Consider the following 20,798-nt stretch of genomic DNA (forward strand, 5'->3'; position numbering starts at 1 on the left):
TAGAATAAAATGCTTATTCTAATTCTTTTTATTATTTTTATAAATTAGCACCATACGATCTAAATTTAGAATATCTTTTTTTTATAAGTTCTTCCTTATCAAAATCTTTGAATTTTTCAAGTTCTAAAATTATAGCTTTTTTAAAACTTTTTAAAATTCTTTGTGGGTTTTTATGAGCTCCCCCATTTGGTTCTTTTATTATAAAATCTATAATTTTAAAATCTTTTAAATCTTGAGCAGTTATTTTCATAACTTCTGCAGCTTCTTCTGCTCTATTTGAATCTTTCCATAATATTGATGCAAATCCTTCTGGTGATAAAATAGAATAAATTGAATGTTCAAGCATTCCAACTGAATCTGAAACTGCAAGTGCTATAGCACCTCCACTTCCACCTTCTCCTGTAATTATAGAAATTATAGGAGTTTTTAGCTTACTCATTTCAAAAAGATTTATAGCAATAGCAGAACCTTGACCTCTCTCCTCAGCATCAACTCCACAAAATGCTCCTGGGGTATCAATAAAACATATTATAGGTCTGTTAAATTTTTCTGCTTGTTTCATAAGTCTAAGTGCTTTTCTATAACCTTCAGGTTTTGGCATTCCAAAATTTCTTTCTATATTCTCTTTTGTATTTTCACCTTTAGTTATAGCTATAACAGTAACTGGAATTCCTTCAATTTCTGCAATTCCTCCTATTATAGCTTTATCATCACCAAAATTTCTATCTCCATGAAACTCTATAAAATCATTAAATATGTTATCTATATAAAACTTACCTGTAGGTCTATCTTTATGTCTTGCAATAGAAACTTTGCTCCATGCTTTCATATTTTTTGCCATTCTTCTATTCATAGCCTTCCACCCCATGTAACTTTAATATTTTATATACATATGTTCTTAACTCTGTTCTATCTATTATTTTATCTATAAATCCTTTTTCTAATAAAAACTCTGATTTTTGAAAATTATCAGGCAAAGTTTCTTTTATAGTATTTTCTATAACTCTTCTCCCTGCAAAGCCAATTAATGCATTAGGCTCACTTAATATTATATCGCCTTCCATAGCAAAACTTGCAGTAACGCCTCCTGTTGTTGGATCTGTAATTACTGTTATATATAAAAGTCCTGCATCACTTAATTTTGCTAAAGCTGCACTTACTTTAGCCATTTGCATAAGAGAAAAAATACCTTCTTGCATTCTTGCCCCACCTGATGCTGTAAAAATTATAACTGGTAAACTATTATTTATTGCATATTCAATCATTCTTGTTAACTTTTCTCCAACAACAGTTCCCATACTACCCATCATAAAGAAACTGTCCATAATACCAGCACAAATTTTTATTCCATTTACAAGTCCAACACCTGTAACTACAGCTTCTGTACTATCTGTTTTTACTTTAGCACTAGCTAACTTTTTGTAATATCCTTCAAATTCTAACGGATTTTTTGTTTTTAAATCTTTGTCAAATTCTTTAAAAGAATCTTTATCAAAAAACATTTTTATTCTTTCATTAGCTTTAAGTCTAAAATGATAATTACACTTTGGACAAATATGTTTATTACTTACAAGGTCTTCATAATATATTATTGAATGACAAGCTTCACACTTAGTCCACATTCCTGAAGGAATATTAGGCTTTAAACTTTCTTCAACATTTGCTTTTTTTATAGTTCCATAATTTTTTTTCTTGCTAAATAAATCCTTAAGCATCTTTCTTCACCATCTTATTTCCTAAAAATCCAGTATCATATTCACCTTTTATTACTTCTTCCATTTCTAAAAGCGAATATTGAAATTCAATATTAGTTTTAACTCCTCCAATTCCAAATTCACTTAAAGCTCTTTTCATTCTAATTATTGCCTCTTCTCTTGTTTTTCCATAAGCAATAAGTTTTGCAAGCATTGAGTCATAACAGTGTGGTATTTTGTATCCACAATATATTGCTGAATCAAGTCTTATTCCAATACCTCCAGGTATATAAAGTTCATCTATAAATCCTGGGCAAGGTCTAAAATCATTTTCAGGATCCTCAGCATTTATTCTACATTCAATAGCATGGCCTTTTATTTTTATATCATCTTGATTAAATGGTAATTTTTCACCACTAGCTATTTTTATTTGTTCTTTCAAAATATCTATTCCTGTAACCATTTCCGTTACTGGATGTTCAACTTGTATTCTTGTATTCATTTCCATGAAATAATAATTATTATTTTTATCAACTAAAAATTCAATAGTTCCAGCATTTTTATAATTACAAGCCTTTGCTGCCCTTTTAGCAACTTCACCCATTTCACTTCTAAGTTTATCTGTTAAAACTGATGATGGTGCCTCTTCTAAAACTTTTTGATTTTTTCTTTGTAGAGAACATTCTCTCTCTCCTAAATGAACTATATTTCCATATTCATCGGCTAATATTTGAAATTCTATATGCCTTGGCTTTTCAATAAATTTTTCAATATATAATGTATCATCACCAAAACAGGCTAATGCTTCTGATTTTGCAGTATTATATCCTTTTTTAAATTCTTCATCATTAAAGGCTATTCTTATACCTTTTCCTCCACCACCAGCTGCTGCTTTTATCATAACTGGATATCCTATATTTTTTGCAATATTTAATGCATGTTTTTCATCTTTTATAATACCTTCAAAACCTGGTACTACAGGTACATTAGCTGACTTCATAATTTCTCTTGCTTTAGCTTTGTTACCCATAAGCTCAATAGATGTATAATCTGGTCCAATAAATTTTATATTACATTCTTTGCACATCTTTGCAAACTTTGAGTTTTCAGAAAGAAATCCAAATCCAGGATGAATAGCATCTGCTTCTGTAAGCACACATGCACTTAGTATATTTTTTATATTTAAATAACTGTCTTTTGCAGCATATGGTCCAATACATATAGCTTCATCTGCAAGTTGTGTGTGAAGTGCCTCTTTATCAACTTCTGAATATACAGCTACAGTTGAAATTCCAAGCTCTTTACAAGCTCTTATTATTCTAACTGCTATTTCGCCTCTATTTGCAATTAATACTTTCTTAAACATAAATTTCACCTATCCTATAGCAAACATTATTTCTGCTTCACATACTTTCTTTCCATCTACAGTAGCAATTCCTTTTCCAATTCCCACTGGACCTCTAAGTTTTATTATTTCACAAGTTAATTCTAACTTATCTCCAGGAACTACCTTTTGTCTAAACCTAACTTTATCTGCACCAGCAAATAGTGGAATTTTCCCTTTAAATTCTTCCTTTTTTAAAATAGCAACTGCTCCAACTTGAGCTATAGCTTCAAGTATTAAAACTCCAGGCATTACAGGTTCTTCTGGAAAATGTCCTTGAAAAAATTGCTCATTAGCTGTTACATTTTTATAACCACTTACCCTTAAACCTTCTTCTAATTCAGTTATTCTATCTACTAATAGAAAAGGATATCTGTGAGGTAATATTTCCTTTATCTCTTTTATTCCTAACATTTTATAATTCCTCCTTTATTTTAAATAAAGGTGTGCCATATTCAACCATATCTCCATCTTCAGCTAAAATTTCAACTACTTTACCATTAAAATCACTTTCTATTTCATTCATAAGCTTCATAGCTTCTATTATACATAAAGTATCACCTTTATTTACCTTATCCCCTAAGCTTACAAAATTATTGCTATCAGGTGATGGAGCTGAATAAAAAGTCCCAACCATAGGAGCTTTTACTATAATTCCTTCTACATCTTCTTTTTCTATAATATCTATTTTTTCTTCGCTTTTTATTTTATTTTCTTCAGTTTTTATATCATCTTTTATCTCGTTAGCTTTATTTAAATCTTTGCCTTTTATATTATGTTTTATTTCTTCTCTTACTTCTTCTACAACGTTTCTTGTTAAGGATTTATCCATTTTTAACAAACAATCTTCTGTTTTAAATTCAAAATAAGAAAGTTCAGAATTATTTATAAGTTCTATGAGTTCCTTTACCTCATTAATATTCATAAAAAATCCTCCTATTTTTCTTGCCATTTCTTAAATAATAATGTTGCATTATGACCGCCAAAACCTAATGAGTTTGTTAAGGCATAATTAACTTCATGGCTTCTTCCTTCATTTGGAACATAATCTAAATCACATTCTTCATCTTTATTTTCATATCCTATTGTTGGTGGCACAAAATTATCAATTATTGCTTCTATACAAATTATAGCTTCAATACCTCCAGCAGCACCTAAAAGATGACCTGTCATTGACTTAGTTGATGATACTGGAATTTTGTATGCATTATCTTTAAATGTTCTTTTTATTGCAATTGTTTCAAACTTATCATTAAAAGGTGTTGATGTACCATGAGCATTTATATAGGATACTTCACTTGGATCTATATTAGCTTCATTTATAGCTTGAAGCATTGCACGTGAAGCCCCTTCTCCCTCTGGATCTGGTGATGTTATATGATAAGCATCACATGTACTACCATAACCTACAACTTCTGCTAATATTTTAGCTCCTCTTTTTTTAGCTGATTCTAAGCTTTCTAAAACTAATATTCCAGCTCCTTCTCCCATTACAAATCCACTTCTATTTTTATCAAATGGTATTGATGATTTACTTGGATTATTTGAAGAATTAAGAGCTTTAAGACTTGCAAATCCTTCTATTCCTATTTTAGTTATAGGTGCTTCAACTCCACCTGCTAACATACAATCAGCATATCCATGTTTTATTTGTCTAAAAGCTTCTCCAATACTATTTGTTCCTGTAGCACAAGCTGTTACAACTGATGTTGAAGGTCCCTTTAATCCATATTTTATAGATATATTTCCAGATGCCATATTTATAATTGCCATTGGTATAAAAAATGGTGAAACTCTTTTTGAATCTCTTGCCATTTTAGTTATTTCACTTTCTATAGTTTGGAATCCTCCAATACCAGAACCAACAATTACTCCTATTCTATTTCTATCCATGTTATCTAAATCTAATCCAGCAGATTTTATTGCTTCATCAGCAGCAACTAATGCAAATTGTGAAAATCTGTCTAATCTCTTACTTTCTTTTTTACCAATTAATTCTTCTGCGTTAAAATTTTTAACTTCTCCTGCAACTTTTACACTTACTTCACCTTTATCTACTAAAGTTACAAAATCTATTCCTAGTTTACCTATCTTTGCATTACTCCAAAAATCATTTACATTATTTCCAATAGGAGTGATTGCTCCCATTCCTGTAACTACAACTCTTCTTTCCATAAGTATTTCTCCTTTACATTACCATTCCGCCATCAACATTCATAACTTGACCAGTTACATATGAGGCTTCATCTGATGCTAAGAAAGCAACAACATTTGCAACATCCTCAGGTTTTCCTAATCTTTTAAGTGGTATATTTTTCTTAGTTTCCTCTTTAAATTTTTCACCTAAAACATCTGTCATATCAGTATCTATAAATCCAGGTGCAACAGCATTTACTGTTATACCACGACTTCCAACCTCTTTAGCTAATGATTTAGTCATTCCTATAACTCCAGCTTTTGATGCTGCATAGTTTACTTGACCTACATTTCCAACTAATCCAACAACAGAAGAAAGATTAATTATTTTTCCTTCTTTTTGTTTTACCATTATTGGTGTTATAGCTTTTAAACAATTAAATACACCCTTTAAATTAACATCAATAACTTTATCAAAATCTTCTTCTTTCATTCTAAGAATAAGAGTATCCCTAGTTATTCCTGCATTATTTATCATAATATCTATTTTCCCAAATTTTTCTTTAGCTTCTTTAACCATCTCTAAAACTGATTCACTATCACTTATATCGCATTTATATAAAATCGCATTAACTCCCATATTTAATATTTCTTTTTGTACCTTTAACGCCTCTTCATCATTACTTCTATAATTTAAAACTATATTAGCTCCAAGTGATGCAAGCTTTTTAGCTATTGCCTTTCCTATTCCTCTTGAAGCACCTGTAACTACGGCACATTTATCTTTTAATAACATAAAAACCTCCTACATTCCCTTTATCTTATTTATTGTTTCATTTAGTGATTTCATATCACAAACGTTATATATATTAACTTTTCTATTTATTTTTTTTACAAATCCACTTAAAGTTTTCCCAGGTCCAACTTCTATAAAAGTATTAACTCCACTGTCTAACATATGTCTAATTGTATTTTCAAATAATACTGCACTTTTTATATGTGTACTTAATATTTCTTTTAAATTATCTCCTTCTTTAAAAGGAACTCCTAATGTATTTGAATAAATTACTTTATTAAATTTTTTAAATTTAACTTTATTTAATTCTTCTAAAAATCTTTTACTTGCATCTTCAAGTAATGAACTATGAAATGGTCCACTTACATTTAATTTAACTCCCATACCACCAAGTTCTTTTGCTATTTTTAAAGATTCATCTATCGCTTTATCTTCTCCAGATACAACAACCTGACCTGGACAATTATAATTAGCTCCTTCAATTATTCCAAATTTTGAGGCTCTATCTAACAATTCATTTACTTTTTCTGAATTTAATTTAAGTATTGCAGCCATACTTCCTAGACCTTTTGGAAGTGAACTACCCATTATTTTTCCTCTTTCGCGAACAAGCCTTAAACCATCTTCAAATTCTAAAGCTCCTCCATATATTAAAGCTCCATATTCACCAAGAGAAAGGCCTGTTGTGTAATCTCCGTAAATTCCATTAATATCTAAAGCCTTAACAGTTGCTAAACATGTTAAAAGTATTGCAGGTTGAGCATTTTCTGTTAATTTTAATTCTTCTTCTGAACCATTAAATATTAATTGTTTAATGTTAATATTTAAAATTTTTTCGCCATTTTCAAAAATTTCTCTACATTCTTCAATATTTTCGTATAAATCTTTTCCCATTCCTATATACTGAGAACCTTGCCCAGCAAATAATATAGCAATATTTTTACTACTCATATAAGCCTCCAAAATTATTTATTGTAAAACTTGCTCCATTTATTAAATCTTCTATTATCTCTTTACAAGTTTCTTCCTTATTTACTAATCCAGAAATTTGTCCTGCCATTACTGAACCATTAACAACATCCCCATCCTTTGCGGCTTTTGGAAGAGATCCTCTACCAAGTTCTTCTAAAGCTTCAATAGGAGCACCACTTTTTTCAAGCTTTTGAAATTCTCTTGATAATTTATTTTTTATTACTCTAACTGGATGCCCAGTTGGTCTTCCAGTTACTTCTGTATCAATATCTTTTGCTTTTAATACTTTTTCCTTATAATTTTTATGGACAGTACACTCTTTAGCTACTAAAAATCTAGTTCCTACTTGAACTCCAGAAGCTCCAAGCATAAAGGATGCTGCAACACCTCTTCCATCACCAATTCCTCCAGCTGCTATTACAGGTATTTTTACTGCATCAACAATTTGTGGTATTAAAGTCATTGTTGTTAATTGACCAACATGACCACCTGATTCAGTTCCTTCAGCAACAATCATATCTGCACCCATTTTTTCCATTCTCTTTGCAAGAGCAACTGATGCAACTACTGGAATAACTTTTATTCCATTTTCCTTCCACATTTCCATATACTTTCCTGGGCTACCAGCACCTGTTGTTACAACAGGAACTTTTTCTTCACATACAAGTTTTGCTACTTCTTCAGCATGAGGAGACATAAGCATTATATTTACACCGAATGGTTTATTAGTTGCTTTCTTAACTTTTCTTATTTCTTCTCTTATCCATTCAACTGGTGCCGTACCTGTTATAATTCCAAGTCCTCCAGCTTCACTAACAGCTGTTGCTAAGGATGCATCAGCTATCCAAGCCATTCCCCCTTGTAATACTGGATATTTTATATTTAAAATTTTACAAACTCTATTACTCATTAAGTTTCCTCCTAAATTTACTTATATAATTTAACTTCTCTTCTATATAAGTAAAATCGGGTTCTATATTAAAGATCCCGATTTTTGGTTATTATAGCTATTCTGTTAACTCTAATTCAAACTATATTGAGCAACAGATTAAGATGACTAAAAATTAATTATTTTTCATTTTTTCCACATATTCTACTGCATCTTTTATGCTCTTAATACTTTCAGCATCTTCTAATTGAATTCCAAACTTTTCTTCTATTTCTATAACAACTTGGAATAAATCTAATGAATCAGCTCCTAAATCCTCAAAAGTTGTTTCCATTGTTACTTCACTTTCATCTACTCCTAATTGATCACAAACTACTTCTCTAATTTCTTCAAATATCATAATATAATACCTCCATAATTTACGAATTTATTTATCTAAAATTTTGTTATTATAACTTTTCTTCTACCACTTTATTAATGTAGCTCCACAAGTTAAGCCACCACCAAAGCCTACTAATACTATTAAATCACCAGTATTTATTTTATTTTCACTATTTAACTGTGCTAAAGCTATAGGCACAGATGCTGATGATGTATTTCCTACACTTGAAAGATTAGTATAAAATTTTTCAAGTGGTAATTGGAGCTTTTTAGCTGCATAATCTATTATTCTTAAATTAGCTTGATGAGGAATTACATAATCAATATCCTCTAAAGTATAATCTGTTCCTTCAAGCACATTTTTTACAGCTTCAACCATAGCTCTTGTTGCAAATTTAAATACTTCTCTTCCATTCATAGAAACATATTTACTCTTTACCTTTTTTTCTAATACAAAAGGGTTTATAAGATCATTTGCTCCACAAATTAATGAATCACCATTTTCTCCTTCTGATATTGAATAAGTATTTATAATTCCACTTTTTGAATCATTTAAATTTTCTATAATGCAACAACCAGCACCATCTCCAAATAATACACATGTGCTTCTATCATTCCAGTCCACTATTTTTGAAAGAGTTTCTGCCCCTATTATAAGAGCCTTTTTATACCTTCCTGTTTTTAATAAACTTTCTCCAACTTCTAATGCATATATAAAACCTGTACATGCTGCATTTATATCAAAAGCTGTTGCATTTCTTGCGTTAAGTTTTTTTTGTATCATACAAGCTACTGATGGAGTAAAATAATCAGGTGTTATAGTTGCAACTATTATTAAATCTAATTCTTCTCCTTTAATACCTGAATCTTCAAGTGCAATTTTTGCTGCCTTATATGCAATATCTGTAGTCTCTTCCCCTTCAGAAATTCTTCTTTCATATATTCCTGTTCTCTCAACTATCCATTCATTACTAGTATCAACTAAATTACTTAAATCATCATTAGTAACTACTCTAGATGGAACATATGAACCTACTCCTTTAATTTTTACTTTATTCATTATAGTCTCCTTAATTACAGTTATACTCCCTCTTAAAGAACTCATTTAATCTTTCTAATGAAGAAATCAAAACTTCTTCTTCTGAATCAGATAAACCTTCTATTGTTTTATTAATCATATCGTTATGAAACTTTTCATGTAATCTAAAAGCTAACTTTCCTTTTTTAGTAAGCTTTATTAAAACTACTCTTCTATCTTCTTCTATTCTTTTTCTTTCAACATAACCTTTTTTGATTAATTTATTTATGGCTGTTGTTAATGTGCCAACTGTTATTTTTAAGTCTTGAGCAACTTCTGACATTGTTCTTTCAGTGTACATTCCTATAGCATCTATAGTATGTATTTCTGTAACTGACAAATCATTAATTACTCCTTGCTTTAAAGATTGTTCTTCAATTTGAAGTATGTCATTAAAAATTTGTACTAATAATTCATTTAATATTTTTTTTCTTTTATCCATTTTTAACCCTCCATTTATGTATCATATAAATAATACTATAATTATTTTCTTTTATTATTTCAATGGAGTCAAATATTTTTTATATCAAATGTTTTGATAATCAAAATATAATATAATCAAATTAATTTGTCAATAAAATTTTTTCTTTTTGTATAAAAAATCCATATTTTATTATATAAAATTTATCTTTAAAAAATAAAAAACAGTATATTAATAAAAATATACTGTTCCTGTAACTCCTTCTATCACCTTGTATCCTAAAGAATTTAAAGCTAAACTTATCTCTTTCCCACTACAATGACAAAAAGAAAAATTTCTTATATTAAACTTTTTTAAACTTTCAGCTACTTTTAGACTTTCATCATAAGATTTATTTGAAAGATGGATTCCACCCATTAAATTATCAATATTTTTGTTTAAAAACTTTTCTGACTTATTTACTATGTTTAATATTCCTGTATGAGAACAACCTGTTATTAAACTTACTTTTTCTTCATTTACAATTAAAACTAACTCCTCAGCAAAATTATCTAAAACATATTTATTATTAAACACTCTAACTAAAGAATTTTTTTCATTGTAATTGTTCTTTTCCTTCTCCTCTGAAAGATTTGATAATAAATATAACTTTTCCCCTATTTTAAGGCTATCTTTAACTTCTATAACCTCTATTCCTTTATTTATTATATCTTCATAACAAAAATCAATACCTATATATTTACTTTTATTTTTTATAGTATGCCACTTATTACTTCTTTCAAAAAAATTATTTCCAACTATTATTTTGCCATTAAATCCATCATTTAAAAAATAACTTAATCCACCAGCATGGTCATAATGTCCATGACTTAAAATTATATAATCTAATTCTTTTATGTTAAAGCCTAGCTTTTTGAAATTATATAAAGCCTTAGATGATTGTCCTGTATCAAATAATATTTTTAAATTATCAACTTCTACAAAATAACATAAGCCATGTTCACTTTCTAATTCTTTATTTTCCCCTAAATTATTTTCTATTATTGTAGTTATCTTCATTTTTAATCACCCCTAAATAAAAAAAAGTGTCCATGTATAAATTATACACGAACACTTTTTATTAAGCTAATCTGGCATTAAGATAAATCTTAATATAAATAATATAGCAAATATGTACAAAATTTTATGAACTTCTTTTCCTTTTCCTGTTGCAATTTTAACTATTGGATAGAAAATCATTCCAATTGCAATACCGTTAGCTATTGAATATGTAAAAGGCATCATAGCTATTGTAAAGAAAGATGGTACTGCTTCTGTAAAATCTGAAAAATCTATTTCTTTAACTGCACTCATCATTAATATACCAACTATAACTAAAGCTGGTGCTGTAGCACTTTGTGGAACTATTCCAACAAATCCACTAAAGAATAATGATAATATAAGCATAATACTTACAATTACATTTGATAAACCTGTTCTAGCTCCTGCTGCAATTCCTGATGCTGATTCAACAACTGTTGCAAGAGTTGTTGTTCCAAGCACTGCTCCACAAGTTGTTCCAATAGCATCTGAAGCTAATGCTTTTCTTAAATTTTTAACTTCCCCATCAGCTTCAACCATACCAGAACTTTGAGCAGTTCCAAGTAAAGTTCCTATTGTATCAAAAAGATCTACTAAACTTAAAGTTATTACAACCATAAAAACTGTAAGTAATGCTCCAAGTACACCACCACCGTTACTTGTTAATAAACCTTTTAAATCCATTGCAAAAAATGTATCTCCAATTACAGGCATTGAGAATATGTGAATTCCTGTAAGATTAGTAACTCCCATAGGTATTCCTATTAAAGTTGTTATTATTATTGATATTAAAAGTGCTCCTGTAACTTTTCTTGCCATTAATATAACGCTTATAACTAATCCTATTATTGTTAAAATAACAGCTTTATTAGTAAAATCACCAAAGGCTACTAAAGTTCCTGGATTTGCAACTATAATTCCACCACTTTTTAATCCTATTAAAGATATAAAAAGTCCTATACCTGCTGTAATAGCAAATTTTAAATTTTTAGGAATAGCCTGCACAATCTTCTCTCTTATTGAAGTTAACGTAATAATTATAAATAAAATTCCTGAAATAAATACTGCTGCTAATCCTTGTTGCCAAGTAAAACCTAGCTTTAAACAAATATTATATGCAAAAAATGATACCAATCCTAGACCTGGCGCCAGTACGAAAGGTAAATTTGCATGAAATGCCATAATTAATGTTCCAACAGCTGCTGCTATACAAACAGATGCAAACGCTGATGAAATAATTGGATCTTGAGCCATAGTAAGATTCATTGCTGCGTCTCCTTTAAGCCCTAAAGAATTCATTCCTCCAACCTTTAGTATGTTTGGAATTACAAGTAATGCATAAGCAAAAGTTACAAAAGTAGTTAAACCACCAATAACTTCCCTCTTTACATTTGTCTTGTTTTCTTTCAGCTTAAAGACATTTTCTAAAAATTTCTTCATTTAGGTTCCTCCTTTTAGTTTATCTTTTTTTGACAATAAAAAAACTAGCTAGGCTTAAAGAGATAAACCAATGCTAGTTAAGATAAACTTCATTAAGATTTACTCATAGTGAAAAGATTACTGGTCTTTTCGTAGAAACTTCTGAACCCTATTATCAGATTTATATGAGTTTTCATATTTTTTTTCTAATTATACATAAATTTTATCTACTAATCAATGTTAATATTTTCTAAACAATATATAATGTAAAAGCAAATGAAAGAAATAGTATAGATAAAATAGCAACTATTAATGGTATTTTAAAAAACTCCATTTTTTCATCAACATAAAAATCATTTTTATTTTTTTTATTACAAACTATAATAATATCTTCTCCTAAAATATAATCTCTTGTACTTCCTGGATTATTATGAACAAATACTATTTCTTCCCCATCTTTTGCTGTAAATCTTATAATAGGTTTATATAAAGTTATAAAATTTACTTGATTAAATTCATCTATAATTGCCTCATCTATTTTTTTTATATCTATTATTTTTCCTACAATCCTGTCTCCATTTTTGTAAACGTTATACTTAAACATAAAAATAATAATAGCTATAATCGCTAATAAAATACCAATAAACAATAGTACATATACTTCCATTAAGTTCCCCCCTTAAGCAAATATATAATACGGCTTAATATAATATATGATTACTATTATTTTTGGTGAAAAATATATTAAAATTAAAAGAGCTAATATTTTATTAGCCCTTTAATTATATAAATGATTATATTCTTTTATAATATCTTTTATTTCAGAATGAATATTTTTAAATCTGTATCCACCAAGTTCCATAATATTTTTAATATTAACTGTAAGTCCTAAATATTTATTATAAGGTGATGTATCTAAAACATCTTCTTTACTGTTTATTAAAGCTTTAGTTTCAACTTCCTCTTCAATACATTCAATAATTTCTCTTAAATTTACCTCTCCACTGCATGCCGCATTTATTGATCCATGTATATCTTTATCATAAAGCCATGCTAAAAATATTCCTGCTTCACTTTGAGTTATTAAGTTCATTTTTTTATTTATTTTTGTTGAATATATTTTTTCTTTATTTTTTACTTCTAAAAAATATTTAAGTAGTCTTTTTGTGTAATCGTCTTTACCTATAACTACAGGAAATCTAACTGATATTACTGGAAAGTTTGCATTTTGATACATATAAGCTTCCATTTGTCTTTTTCCTTCAGCATATGAAAAATCATCTTTTTCTCCCATTATTACCTTATAACTTTTAGGATTAAAATCTCTTTCTTTTAGCATATAACCTTTTCCATAAACTGCTACTGAAGATATAACTATATATTTATTAGTTTTTCCATCTAAAGCATTACAAATTCTTGAAGCATCATTTGAGCTATATGATATAGTATCATATACAACATCATAAAACTTTCCTTCCAAAGCTTTATTTAAATCCTTTACATTTTCCTTATCAACAATTAATCTTTTAACTTTATCACCGAAGTCGTCACTATTTTTTCCCCTAGTTGCTATTGTTATATCGTGTCCATTAATTATAAGTTCTTTTACAAGTTCCTTGCCTAAAAATTTTGTCCCACCAAAAACTAATATTCTCCCCATAAAAATTATCCTTTCATACTTAATATAACAATAATTATCTTATATAATTATATGATAACACATTTGTATATATTATCAAATTTTGAAATATATACAAATAGCACTATTATTCAATTAATTATATTTAGAAGAAATATTATTAATAAATAAAATAGTGCTACCTTTTTAAAATTATGTTATATTCCAATTATAAATCTTATTGATATTATAAAACTTATAAATATTACAAAAGGGACTAAAATTACAGATATAAGCATGTACCTACTTCCCTTTTTATTAATTTCTCTAATCTTTTCATCATTAGTTTCTTTCTTTGAAATACTAAAGGTTTTAATAGCTTTAATAAAAAATATTATCATTGCAATAATTAAAATTGCATCTAACACTCCAAATCCTAACATTGAAATTAACATTTTATATCACTTCCTTTTTACTATATATAAAGTGCTACTATATAAATAGTATCATATTTTTAATCCTTATTTTATATATAATTTCTTAAATATATAGTTAATTGTTTTTTGTTGTTGTAAAATATATACTATGAAAATATCTTTTTAAATTTTTAGGAGGTTTAATATGAATCCAGTATTTTATTTTATAATTGCAATTCCACTAATATTTGTAATTATATTATTAGTATATAATATAAAAAGAATAAAAAAATCTAGAGATGAAGCATTAAATAACAAAAAAAATAATTTTAATAAATAAATTTACACAAGTATATTATAAAAGCTAAATAATAGACTCTAATTTACAGTTTATTATTTAGCTCTTATTTTTAATATATTAATTTAAAAGGCTCTAAATATCATTATTCCAGTTAAAATTAAACTTACTGGAACTAATGCTATTGATATCATCATATATTTCTTTGCTTTTTTTCCTTCAGTTTCTAAATCACCATCATTTTCAACTGCTTTTTTAAATATACTTGAAGCTTTAAAAAACAATAATAACATTACTATTATAGTAATTATGTTAACTACAATTAAATACTGCACAAAAAAATCCTCCTTTGTTTTTAAAAAGATATTTCTATTTTAACACATTTATTAATCATTTAAAGTCCTTTTTATTTTATCCAATAGTAAAAACTAATTCTGAGTCATTACTTAAATCTTCTCTGTAAATATAACCTTCTTCATTAAACTTTTTTAAACCTTCTATATCTTCTATTTTGTTTTTCATTATATAAGTTGTCATTAACCCCCTTGCTCTTTTAGCATGTACAGTTACAACTTTATATTTACCATTTTTAAATTCTTTAAATATAGGAGTTATAATTTTTATTTTGTCCATTTTATTAATTTTAGCTGATTTTGAATATTCATTTGATGCTAAATTAACTAATATATCACTTTCTGTATTTTTTATATCATTTATTAGCATGTCCTTTATTTTATCTCCCCAATAGGAATATAAAGACTTATGCTTACAAATATTAAGCTTAGTTCCCATTTCTAATCTGTAAGTATATATTTTATCTAAAGGTCTTAAAACTCCATAAAGTCCTGATAAAACTCTTAAATGATTATTTGCATATTCTAAATCTTCTTTTGAATAACTCTCAATGTTAAGCCCTCTAAATGCTTCTCCATCAAATCCTAAAATACATGGAAATAATTCTTCTTCATTGTTTATATCAAATTTATGTATTTTTAAAAATGTATCATCTGTAAGCTTCTCTGATATTTTCATAAGTGATGAAAGCTCATCAGGATTAAATTCTTTAAGTCTATTATTTAATTCTATTGATTCATTTTTAAAACGAATATCTGTTAAATTTATATTATAATCTAATTTTTTACTTTCTATCTTTTTAGCTGGTGATAAAATTACTAACATATTACCTCCTCTTTATTGCACTTCTTTATCTGCATTCTTAGTAGATTTCTTTATTATTAAATTCATTATAAAATAAAATGAAAGTTCAAACAATAATTCATATATTATTATAGAAGAAATTAATGAAAGGCTAATTTTAAAATTTATTATTTTATAAAAATATAACTAATAAATTTTCTCTTCTTTTGCTGTTTAACTTAAAATGTTATATACTAAAAATAAAATATTGAAAGGAACTATAAAATGAATAATTTAAAAGATATTTTAGGAATAGATTTAAATACAATTTCTATATTAGATATAGATGAAGAAATTCTTATAAAACTTAAAAATCATGATTATTACACACAAAGTAACTTTTACTTTTATCTTATAAATAAACTTAATGAACTTGAAGAAACAGATGACCTTATTTCTTTAGCTCATGTAAACTTTTTAATTTCTTATTATGTTTATATAATTTTTAATCCTTTATTTTTTGAAGAAATCTCATTTAAGCATGGAGTAAAGGCTATTAAACTTAATCCATGTTTAAAATATAAAGAATGGATTCTTCTATTTGCAACTAACGAAAAAAATCTTTTAAAACCTTATTATGCATTAACTTATTCTGAAGAAATACTTTCTGAAAATCCAAATAATGAACTTGCAAAATTTATAACATCAATGTTCTAAAAAAGGTATGCAAATTAATCTGCATACCTTAATTTATATTATAACTTTTATTTATTTTTTAAATACTTTAAAACTGAATTAATAGTTTTTGTTACATCTTCTAAAATCTCTTCAATTGAATTATAAATTTTAACTGAGTAACCTAATGCAAATATTCCATCACTTGATGTCATATTTGTTGAAGAAACTTCTGCACCCATTGTTTCTAAATTTAATTTTATTCCACTTCTCATACATAAAACAGGGTCACATATCATAGGATTTGCAACTATTAATGTGTCACAATTTATATACTTATCTCCTCTTCCATTACTTACTTTTATTTTTTGTAATCTTCCATTACCTTTAACTTCTTTTAAATCATATCCTAAATATAAATTTTTACTTAAAGATAAACTTTCATCACTTACTTTATCACATATAACAGCCTTAATATTAACATTACTCTTCTTTAGCTTATTGTATATTTTATATAAATTGTTATTTCCATATATAACAACTTCTTTACCTGGAATTAATCCCATATTTAATATTTTTTCTGTCATTCCAACAGTTAAAATACCAGCTACTCTATCTCCTGTTACTTGTAAATTGTTTAAAGATGTTTCTTTTCCACCAGTTGCTATTACTATAGAATTAGCTTTTATTTTTTCAATTCCTCTTTCTTTACTTGTACAAACTATAATTTTATTATCTTCAATTTTCAAAACCATAGTTCCTAAGTAAGTATTTATATTTAAAGAATCAAATTCTTGAATTAATTTTTGCCTATATTCTTCTCCTGTAAAATAACTTCTTTCACTTAAATTATAATCACCAAAAGTTAATGCTCCACCTAAAATATCATCTTTTTCTATTAATAATATATTTTCTATTCCCATCTCTTTTGCAAATATTGCTGAGTTAAGTCCACTAGCTCCGCCACCTATAATTACTAAATCATAATGCTTCATCTATTGTACCTCCTTATATCCTAGAACTACTGATCCTTCTTTATCTTTAAAAACTTTATCAATATTTAAATCAAGTTCTTCTTTTATTAATTTCACTATTGGTATTAAACAACCAGTGCCTTGACATCCTCCCATAGTTACTCTTGTCCTTCTTTTAACTCCATCAACTGTAGTAGCTCCAAGAGGTCTATTTATTGCATCCCTAACTTCACCTTCTGTAATAAGCTCACATTTACAAATTATCTTTCCGTAACTTGGATTTTCCTTTATTAATTTATTTTTTTCTTCTAATGAAAGTTCATTAAACTTTATTATTCCTTTTCTCTTACTAATAAAATTTTCTTTTTCTTTTAAAGTAATTAATTTTTTAACTATATCTTTTACAAAAACACCTATAGCTGGTGCTGCAGTAAGTCCTGGTGAATCAATTCCTATAACATTTATAAAATTTTTAACATCCTTTGCTTCACCTATTATAAAATCATCTTCTATATGTGGTCTTATTCCAGCAAATGTTTTTATAACTTTTTTAAGAGGTAATTCTTTAATTACTTCTTTTCCTTTATTTAAAATTTCATCTAATCCTCTTATTGAAGTATCTAATGCTTCTTTATCACTAACTTTTTCTGAATTTGGTCCAACTAAAATATTTCCATCAACAGTTTTTGTAACTAAAACTCCTTTAGTAAAATGATTAGGCAGCCTAAATAAAGTCATATTAATCATATTGCCTATACCTTTATCAAATAATCCATATTCACCCTTAGCTCCATTTATTTTATATTTTTTAGAGCTTATCATATTATTTATTACATCTCCATAAAGTCCAGCTGCATTTATAATGATTTTACTTTTAATTTTTTCTCCGCCTTCAAGTAAAACTTCAAAAATATCATCTATTTTTTTAATATCAATAACCTTTGAATTTAACTTAAATTCAACTCCATTAACATTTGCATTTTCAGCTAATGCAATTACCATTTCATAAGGACTTACTATTCCTGAAGTTTTAGCATATAAAGCACCAAATACTTTATCTGATATATTTTTTTCCATTTCTAATACTTGTTCTTTATTAAGTATTTCAAGTCCTTTAACCCCTAAAGCCTCCCCTTTATTTTTAAGTTCTTTTAATTTATCTATATCATTTTCACTAAATGCTAAAACGAATGCTCCATTTCTCTTAAAAGGAAAATCTAAATCTAATGATAATTTATCAAACATTTCATTTCCTAAAACATTTAATTTTCCCTTTAATGTGTCTATAGTTTCATTAAAGCCAGCATGAATAATACCACTATTTGCTTTTGATACACCTTCTGCTACATCACTATTTTTTTCAACTAATGTTATATCTAATTCATATTTTGAAAGTTCTCTTGCTATTGCTGAGCCTACAACTCCTCCACCTATAATAACTACATCCTTCATTTTAACAACTCCTTATCCTATATGTTATAACACAAATTTTTTAATAGCTTTAGCTACACCATCATTTACATTTGTATCTGTAATATAATCTGCTGATTCTTTAATTTTTTCTATTGCATTTCCCATAGCAACACCAACACCTGCATATTTAATCATAGATAAATCATTTTCACTATCTCCAATACACATAACTTCATCTTCTTTTAACCCTAAATATTTTGTAAGTGCTTCTACAGCTTCTCCTTTACTGCTTCCTTTTTTCATAATTTCAAAATTATCAGACCAAGATGATACAATTTCAATATCCATATTTAAATTTTCTAATTCTTTTCTTGCCTTTATTAATTCTTCAATATGATTTGCATCTACACAAACTCCTTTAAGAATTTGTCCATTATATTCTTCTATTGCCTTATTCATATCACTAACTACTAATAATTTGATTTTTTCATTCTCATTTAAAGTTTTATTTAAAACCTTATAAACATGATTTTCTGGAAGCTCATAATTTGAAATTATTCCAAAGTTTGTTGTAACATAAGCTTTTAAATTATATTTTTTTGTTACATTTAAAAATGCCTTTATATTTGAAATACTAAGAGGATTATTATATATAACTTTATCTTTATATCCTATAAATGCTCCATTTGATGCTATTATTGGAGTATCTAATCCAATTTCTTTTGAGTAAAGCTTAGCACAATCATACATCCTACCTGTTGTTATAGCTACCTTTACACCTTTTTTTATGGCTTCTTTTATAGCTTTTTTATTTTCCTCTGAAACAACTTGTTGATCCTTTAAAAGTGTTCCATCCATATCTATACAAATTAATTTAATTGTCATGTCAAAATCCTTCTTTCTCCACTTACCTTTCTTTACCTTTATAATACACCTTTTTTCTGAATAAGTTAAATATTATTATTTAATATATTTAATAGGTAAATAATTATATATAAATTTAAAAACAATATTAAAGAAACTAAATATTTATAATTATTACTTTTTATATTAAATAGAATAATTAAAAAAATTATAAAAAATTAACTTTTTTATATAGATTTTTATTAGACTAAAATTTTTAAATTTAATATAATAATTTAAAACAAAAGATATATTTAGGGGGTTTTAAAATGATTGAAATATTTAAACTTAGTCTCCTATTATCATTATCTATAATCGGAGCTTTAATAATATTTGGATTTTTAATAGGTAAAATAGAAAGTAAAAGTAATGAACTTATTTATAGTAAACTTGGGAAATACGGGATTATAGGAACTGGAATTATAGGAACTACAATACATGAATTTAGTCATGCTCTTTTATGCAAAATATTTTTACATAAAATTACTGATATTAAATGGTTTTCCTTAAATATTGAAGATAGGGAACTTGGACATGTAAATCATACCTTTAATAAAAATAGTATTTATCAAAGAGTAGGTAATTTTTTTATTGGAGTAGCTCCAATATTAGTTGGCTCTATATTACTAACCTTATTTTATAAAATATTTCTAGACAATAGCTTTAATACAATTTTAGAAAATATAAATGTTAATAATTACTTATATTTAGGTAACAACTTTAATTTAATTGATTTTTTTACTCTTTTACTTAATCAATTTATATTATTTTTAAAATCAACTTTTACTATTAATAACTTATCATCAATTAGTTTTTGGATTTTTTTATTTATTGCTATATCAATTAGTACTCATATGTCTCTTAGTAAAGCTGACCTTAAAAACTCACTTGATGGTATAATATTTATTTTTATAATAAGTGTTGTTGTTAGTATAGTTTTAGTAGTATTTAAAATTCCTGAAACTATTATATTAAATAGATTAATAGTATTTAATGTATTTTTAATAAGTTTTTTATCAATAGGAATTTTCTTTTCTCTTATAACACTTATAATTTCAAAAATCATATCACTTTTTTAAAATAATTTTTAAATTATAATTAGAAATAATCATTT

Annotated in this window: 25 protein-coding genes and 1 riboswitch; of the genes, 3 read left to right on the forward strand and 22 right to left on the reverse strand. The window is 26.6% G+C overall.

The genetic code is table 11. The features are described 5' to 3' along the window. Positions 1-37 precede the first annotated feature (37 nt). From AC4FQW_RS03620 to AC4FQW_RS03700, 17 genes are all read right to left on the reverse strand, one after another. Positions 38-853, reverse strand: a complete 816-nt coding sequence (locus AC4FQW_RS03620; protein WP_491147267.1) for an acetyl-CoA carboxylase carboxyltransferase subunit alpha — start codon at positions 851-853, stop codon at positions 38-40. Beyond that, complete coding sequence (gene accD, locus AC4FQW_RS03625) at positions 846-1,715, reverse strand: acetyl-CoA carboxylase, carboxyltransferase subunit beta (protein ID WP_491147269.1); 870 nt, start codon at positions 1,713-1,715, stop codon at positions 846-848. Before accD ends, AC4FQW_RS03620 begins: the two co-directional genes overlap by 8 nt. Beyond that, positions 1,708-3,060 carry an acetyl-CoA carboxylase biotin carboxylase subunit gene (locus tag AC4FQW_RS03630; protein WP_491147271.1) on the reverse strand — a complete coding sequence of 451 codons (1,353 nt, stop codon included), beginning with the start codon at positions 3,058-3,060 and terminating at the stop codon, positions 1,708-1,710. Before AC4FQW_RS03630 ends, accD begins: the two co-directional genes overlap by 8 nt. A 9-nt stretch (positions 3,061-3,069) precedes the next feature. Next, the gene (fabZ, locus tag AC4FQW_RS03635) at positions 3,070-3,492 is read right to left on the reverse strand and encodes a 3-hydroxyacyl-ACP dehydratase FabZ (protein ID WP_303126906.1); all 423 of its coding nucleotides are present in this window, start codon (positions 3,490-3,492) and stop codon (positions 3,070-3,072) included. 1 nt (position 3,493) lies between these two features. Continuing rightward, positions 3,494-4,003 carry an acetyl-CoA carboxylase biotin carboxyl carrier protein gene (gene accB, locus AC4FQW_RS03640; protein ID WP_491147273.1) on the reverse strand — a complete coding sequence of 170 codons (510 nt, stop codon included), beginning with the start codon at positions 4,001-4,003 and terminating at the stop codon, positions 3,494-3,496. Positions 4,004-4,014: 11 nt separating this feature from the next. Beyond that, positions 4,015-5,253 (reverse strand): beta-ketoacyl-ACP synthase II, encoded by a 1,239-nt coding sequence (fabF, locus tag AC4FQW_RS03645; protein ID WP_491147274.1) that lies wholly within the window; start codon positions 5,251-5,253, stop codon positions 4,015-4,017. Between the two features lie 13 nt (positions 5,254-5,266). Further along, positions 5,267-6,010: a 3-oxoacyl-[acyl-carrier-protein] reductase gene (gene fabG, locus AC4FQW_RS03650; protein ID WP_491147276.1), complete on the reverse strand. Its 744-nt coding sequence runs from the start codon at positions 6,008-6,010 to the stop codon at positions 5,267-5,269. 9 nt (positions 6,011-6,019) lie between these two features. Then, positions 6,020-6,961, reverse strand: coding sequence for an ACP S-malonyltransferase (gene fabD, locus AC4FQW_RS03655; RefSeq protein WP_491147278.1), 942 nt, complete (start codon positions 6,959-6,961; stop codon positions 6,020-6,022). Beyond that, entirely contained in the window at positions 6,954-7,892 is a 939-nt protein-coding gene (fabK, locus tag AC4FQW_RS03660) for an enoyl-[acyl-carrier-protein] reductase FabK (RefSeq protein ID WP_491147280.1), read from the reverse strand. Before fabK ends, fabD begins: the two co-directional genes overlap by 8 nt. Positions 7,893-8,046: 154 nt before the next feature. After that, positions 8,047-8,271 (reverse strand): acyl carrier protein, encoded by a 225-nt coding sequence (locus tag AC4FQW_RS03665; RefSeq protein WP_024614533.1) that lies wholly within the window; start codon positions 8,269-8,271, stop codon positions 8,047-8,049. A gap of 63 nt (positions 8,272-8,334) precedes the next feature. Continuing rightward, positions 8,335-9,312, reverse strand: coding sequence for a beta-ketoacyl-ACP synthase III (locus tag AC4FQW_RS03670; RefSeq protein WP_491147283.1), 978 nt, complete (start codon positions 9,310-9,312; stop codon positions 8,335-8,337). Positions 9,313-9,322: 10 nt separating this feature from the next. Next, positions 9,323-9,772 carry a MarR family winged helix-turn-helix transcriptional regulator gene (locus tag AC4FQW_RS03675; protein WP_303126891.1) on the reverse strand — a complete coding sequence of 150 codons (450 nt, stop codon included), beginning with the start codon at positions 9,770-9,772 and terminating at the stop codon, positions 9,323-9,325. A gap of 210 nt (positions 9,773-9,982) precedes the next feature. Next, positions 9,983-10,810 carry an MBL fold metallo-hydrolase gene (locus AC4FQW_RS03680; protein ID WP_491147285.1) on the reverse strand — a complete coding sequence of 276 codons (828 nt, stop codon included), beginning with the start codon at positions 10,808-10,810 and terminating at the stop codon, positions 9,983-9,985. Between the two features lie 66 nt (positions 10,811-10,876). Beyond that, a complete protein-coding gene (locus tag AC4FQW_RS03685) occupies positions 10,877-12,271 on the reverse strand; it encodes an NCS2 family permease (protein WP_491147287.1) in 1,395 nt (464 codons plus the stop codon). 86 nt (positions 12,272-12,357) lie between these two features. Beyond that, a riboswitch (purine riboswitch) is annotated at positions 12,358-12,459 on the reverse strand. 41 nt (positions 12,460-12,500) lie between these two features. After that, positions 12,501-12,917: a DUF3592 domain-containing protein gene (locus AC4FQW_RS03690; protein ID WP_303126882.1), complete on the reverse strand. Its 417-nt coding sequence runs from the start codon at positions 12,915-12,917 to the stop codon at positions 12,501-12,503. Between the two features lie 111 nt (positions 12,918-13,028). Beyond that, positions 13,029-13,910, reverse strand: coding sequence for an NAD-dependent epimerase/dehydratase family protein (locus AC4FQW_RS03695; protein ID WP_491147290.1), 882 nt, complete (start codon positions 13,908-13,910; stop codon positions 13,029-13,031). A gap of 176 nt (positions 13,911-14,086) precedes the next feature. Next, positions 14,087-14,323, reverse strand: a complete 237-nt coding sequence (locus AC4FQW_RS03700; RefSeq protein WP_303126878.1) for a hypothetical protein — start codon at positions 14,321-14,323, stop codon at positions 14,087-14,089. 166 nt (positions 14,324-14,489) lie between these two features. On the opposite strand from AC4FQW_RS03700, the gene AC4FQW_RS03705 reads away from it, so the two are divergent. After that, entirely contained in the window at positions 14,490-14,624 is a 135-nt protein-coding gene (locus AC4FQW_RS03705; RefSeq protein ID WP_303126876.1) for a hypothetical protein, read from the forward strand. Between the two features lie 83 nt (positions 14,625-14,707). Here AC4FQW_RS03705 and AC4FQW_RS03710 read toward each other — a convergent pair whose 3' ends face one another. Both AC4FQW_RS03710 and yaaA read right to left on the reverse strand, forming a co-directional pair. Then, on the reverse strand, positions 14,708-14,917 hold the full coding sequence (locus AC4FQW_RS03710; protein ID WP_303126874.1) for a hypothetical protein: 210 nt from the start codon (positions 14,915-14,917) through the stop codon (positions 14,708-14,710). Between the two features lie 76 nt (positions 14,918-14,993). Further along, positions 14,994-15,761: a peroxide stress protein YaaA gene (yaaA, locus tag AC4FQW_RS03715; RefSeq protein ID WP_303126872.1), complete on the reverse strand. Its 768-nt coding sequence runs from the start codon at positions 15,759-15,761 to the stop codon at positions 14,994-14,996. A 243-nt stretch (positions 15,762-16,004) separates the two neighbouring features. Here yaaA and AC4FQW_RS03720 point away from each other — a divergent pair, with 243 nt between their 5' ends. Next, a complete protein-coding gene (locus tag AC4FQW_RS03720) occupies positions 16,005-16,436 on the forward strand; it encodes a hypothetical protein (protein WP_491147293.1) in 432 nt (143 codons plus the stop codon). Between the two features lie 47 nt (positions 16,437-16,483). Here the strand turns inward: AC4FQW_RS03720 and AC4FQW_RS03725 are convergent, their stop codons facing one another. From AC4FQW_RS03725 to AC4FQW_RS03735, 3 genes are read right to left on the reverse strand one after another with little or no spacing between them, the layout of a single operon-like run. Then, positions 16,484-17,389 (reverse strand): NAD(P)/FAD-dependent oxidoreductase, encoded by a 906-nt coding sequence (locus tag AC4FQW_RS03725; protein WP_491147295.1) that lies wholly within the window; start codon positions 17,387-17,389, stop codon positions 16,484-16,486. Then, positions 17,390-18,820 carry an NAD(P)/FAD-dependent oxidoreductase gene (locus AC4FQW_RS03730; RefSeq protein WP_491147297.1) on the reverse strand — a complete coding sequence of 477 codons (1,431 nt, stop codon included), beginning with the start codon at positions 18,818-18,820 and terminating at the stop codon, positions 17,390-17,392. A 24-nt stretch (positions 18,821-18,844) separates the two neighbouring features. Beyond that, a complete protein-coding gene (locus AC4FQW_RS03735; RefSeq protein WP_303126864.1) occupies positions 18,845-19,666 on the reverse strand; it encodes a Cof-type HAD-IIB family hydrolase in 822 nt (273 codons plus the stop codon). Between the two features lie 287 nt (positions 19,667-19,953). On the opposite strand from AC4FQW_RS03735, the gene AC4FQW_RS03740 reads away from it, so the two are divergent. After that, positions 19,954-20,763 carry a hypothetical protein gene (locus AC4FQW_RS03740; RefSeq protein WP_491147300.1) on the forward strand — a complete coding sequence of 270 codons (810 nt, stop codon included), beginning with the start codon at positions 19,954-19,956 and terminating at the stop codon, positions 20,761-20,763. Positions 20,764-20,798: the final 35 nt, after the last annotated feature.

This window comes from Clostridium sp. TJA085, assembly GCF_058310235.1.

Coding starts and splice junctions, on each gene's coding strand:
- AC4FQW_RS03620 (WP_491147267.1), bottom strand. CDS start 853: ATGAATAGAAGAATGGCAAAAAATATGAAAGCATGGAGCAAAGTTTCT.
- accD (WP_491147269.1), bottom strand. CDS start 1,715: ATGCTTAAGGATTTATTTAGCAAGAAAAAAAATTATGGAACTATAAAA.
- AC4FQW_RS03630 (WP_491147271.1), bottom strand. CDS start 3,060: ATGTTTAAGAAAGTATTAATTGCAAATAGAGGCGAAATAGCAGTTAGA.
- fabZ (WP_303126906.1), bottom strand. CDS start 3,492: ATGTTAGGAATAAAAGAGATAAAGGAAATATTACCTCACAGATATCCT.
- accB (WP_491147273.1), bottom strand. CDS start 4,003: ATGAATATTAATGAGGTAAAGGAACTCATAGAACTTATAAATAATTCT.
- fabF (WP_491147274.1), bottom strand. CDS start 5,253: ATGGAAAGAAGAGTTGTAGTTACAGGAATGGGAGCAATCACTCCTATT.
- fabG (WP_491147276.1), bottom strand. CDS start 6,010: ATGTTATTAAAAGATAAATGTGCCGTAGTTACAGGTGCTTCAAGAGGA.
- fabD (WP_491147278.1), bottom strand. CDS start 6,961: ATGAGTAGTAAAAATATTGCTATATTATTTGCTGGGCAAGGTTCTCAG.
- fabK (WP_491147280.1), bottom strand. CDS start 7,892: ATGAGTAATAGAGTTTGTAAAATTTTAAATATAAAATATCCAGTATTA.
- AC4FQW_RS03665 (WP_024614533.1), bottom strand. CDS start 8,271: ATGATATTTGAAGAAATTAGAGAAGTAGTTTGTGATCAATTAGGAGTA.
- AC4FQW_RS03670 (WP_491147283.1), bottom strand. CDS start 9,312: ATGAATAAAGTAAAAATTAAAGGAGTAGGTTCATATGTTCCATCTAGA.
- AC4FQW_RS03675 (WP_303126891.1), bottom strand. CDS start 9,772: ATGGATAAAAGAAAAAAAATATTAAATGAATTATTAGTACAAATTTTT.
- AC4FQW_RS03680 (WP_491147285.1), bottom strand. CDS start 10,810: ATGAAGATAACTACAATAATAGAAAATAATTTAGGGGAAAATAAAGAA.
- AC4FQW_RS03685 (WP_491147287.1), bottom strand. CDS start 12,271: ATGAAGAAATTTTTAGAAAATGTCTTTAAGCTGAAAGAAAACAAGACA.
- AC4FQW_RS03690 (WP_303126882.1), bottom strand. CDS start 12,917: ATGGAAGTATATGTACTATTGTTTATTGGTATTTTATTAGCGATTATA.
- AC4FQW_RS03695 (WP_491147290.1), bottom strand. CDS start 13,910: ATGGGGAGAATATTAGTTTTTGGTGGGACAAAATTTTTAGGCAAGGAA.
- AC4FQW_RS03700 (WP_303126878.1), bottom strand. CDS start 14,323: ATGTTAATTTCAATGTTAGGATTTGGAGTGTTAGATGCAATTTTAATT.
- AC4FQW_RS03705 (WP_303126876.1), top strand. CDS start 14,490: ATGAATCCAGTATTTTATTTTATAATTGCAATTCCACTAATATTTGTA.
- yaaA (WP_303126872.1), bottom strand. CDS start 15,761: ATGTTAGTAATTTTATCACCAGCTAAAAAGATAGAAAGTAAAAAATTA.
- AC4FQW_RS03720 (WP_491147293.1), top strand. CDS start 16,005: ATGAATAATTTAAAAGATATTTTAGGAATAGATTTAAATACAATTTCT.
- AC4FQW_RS03725 (WP_491147295.1), bottom strand. CDS start 17,389: ATGAAGCATTATGATTTAGTAATTATAGGTGGCGGAGCTAGTGGACTT.
- AC4FQW_RS03730 (WP_491147297.1), bottom strand. CDS start 18,820: ATGAAGGATGTAGTTATTATAGGTGGAGGAGTTGTAGGCTCAGCAATA.
- AC4FQW_RS03735 (WP_303126864.1), bottom strand. CDS start 19,666: ATGACAATTAAATTAATTTGTATAGATATGGATGGAACACTTTTAAAG.
- AC4FQW_RS03740 (WP_491147300.1), top strand. CDS start 19,954: ATGATTGAAATATTTAAACTTAGTCTCCTATTATCATTATCTATAATC.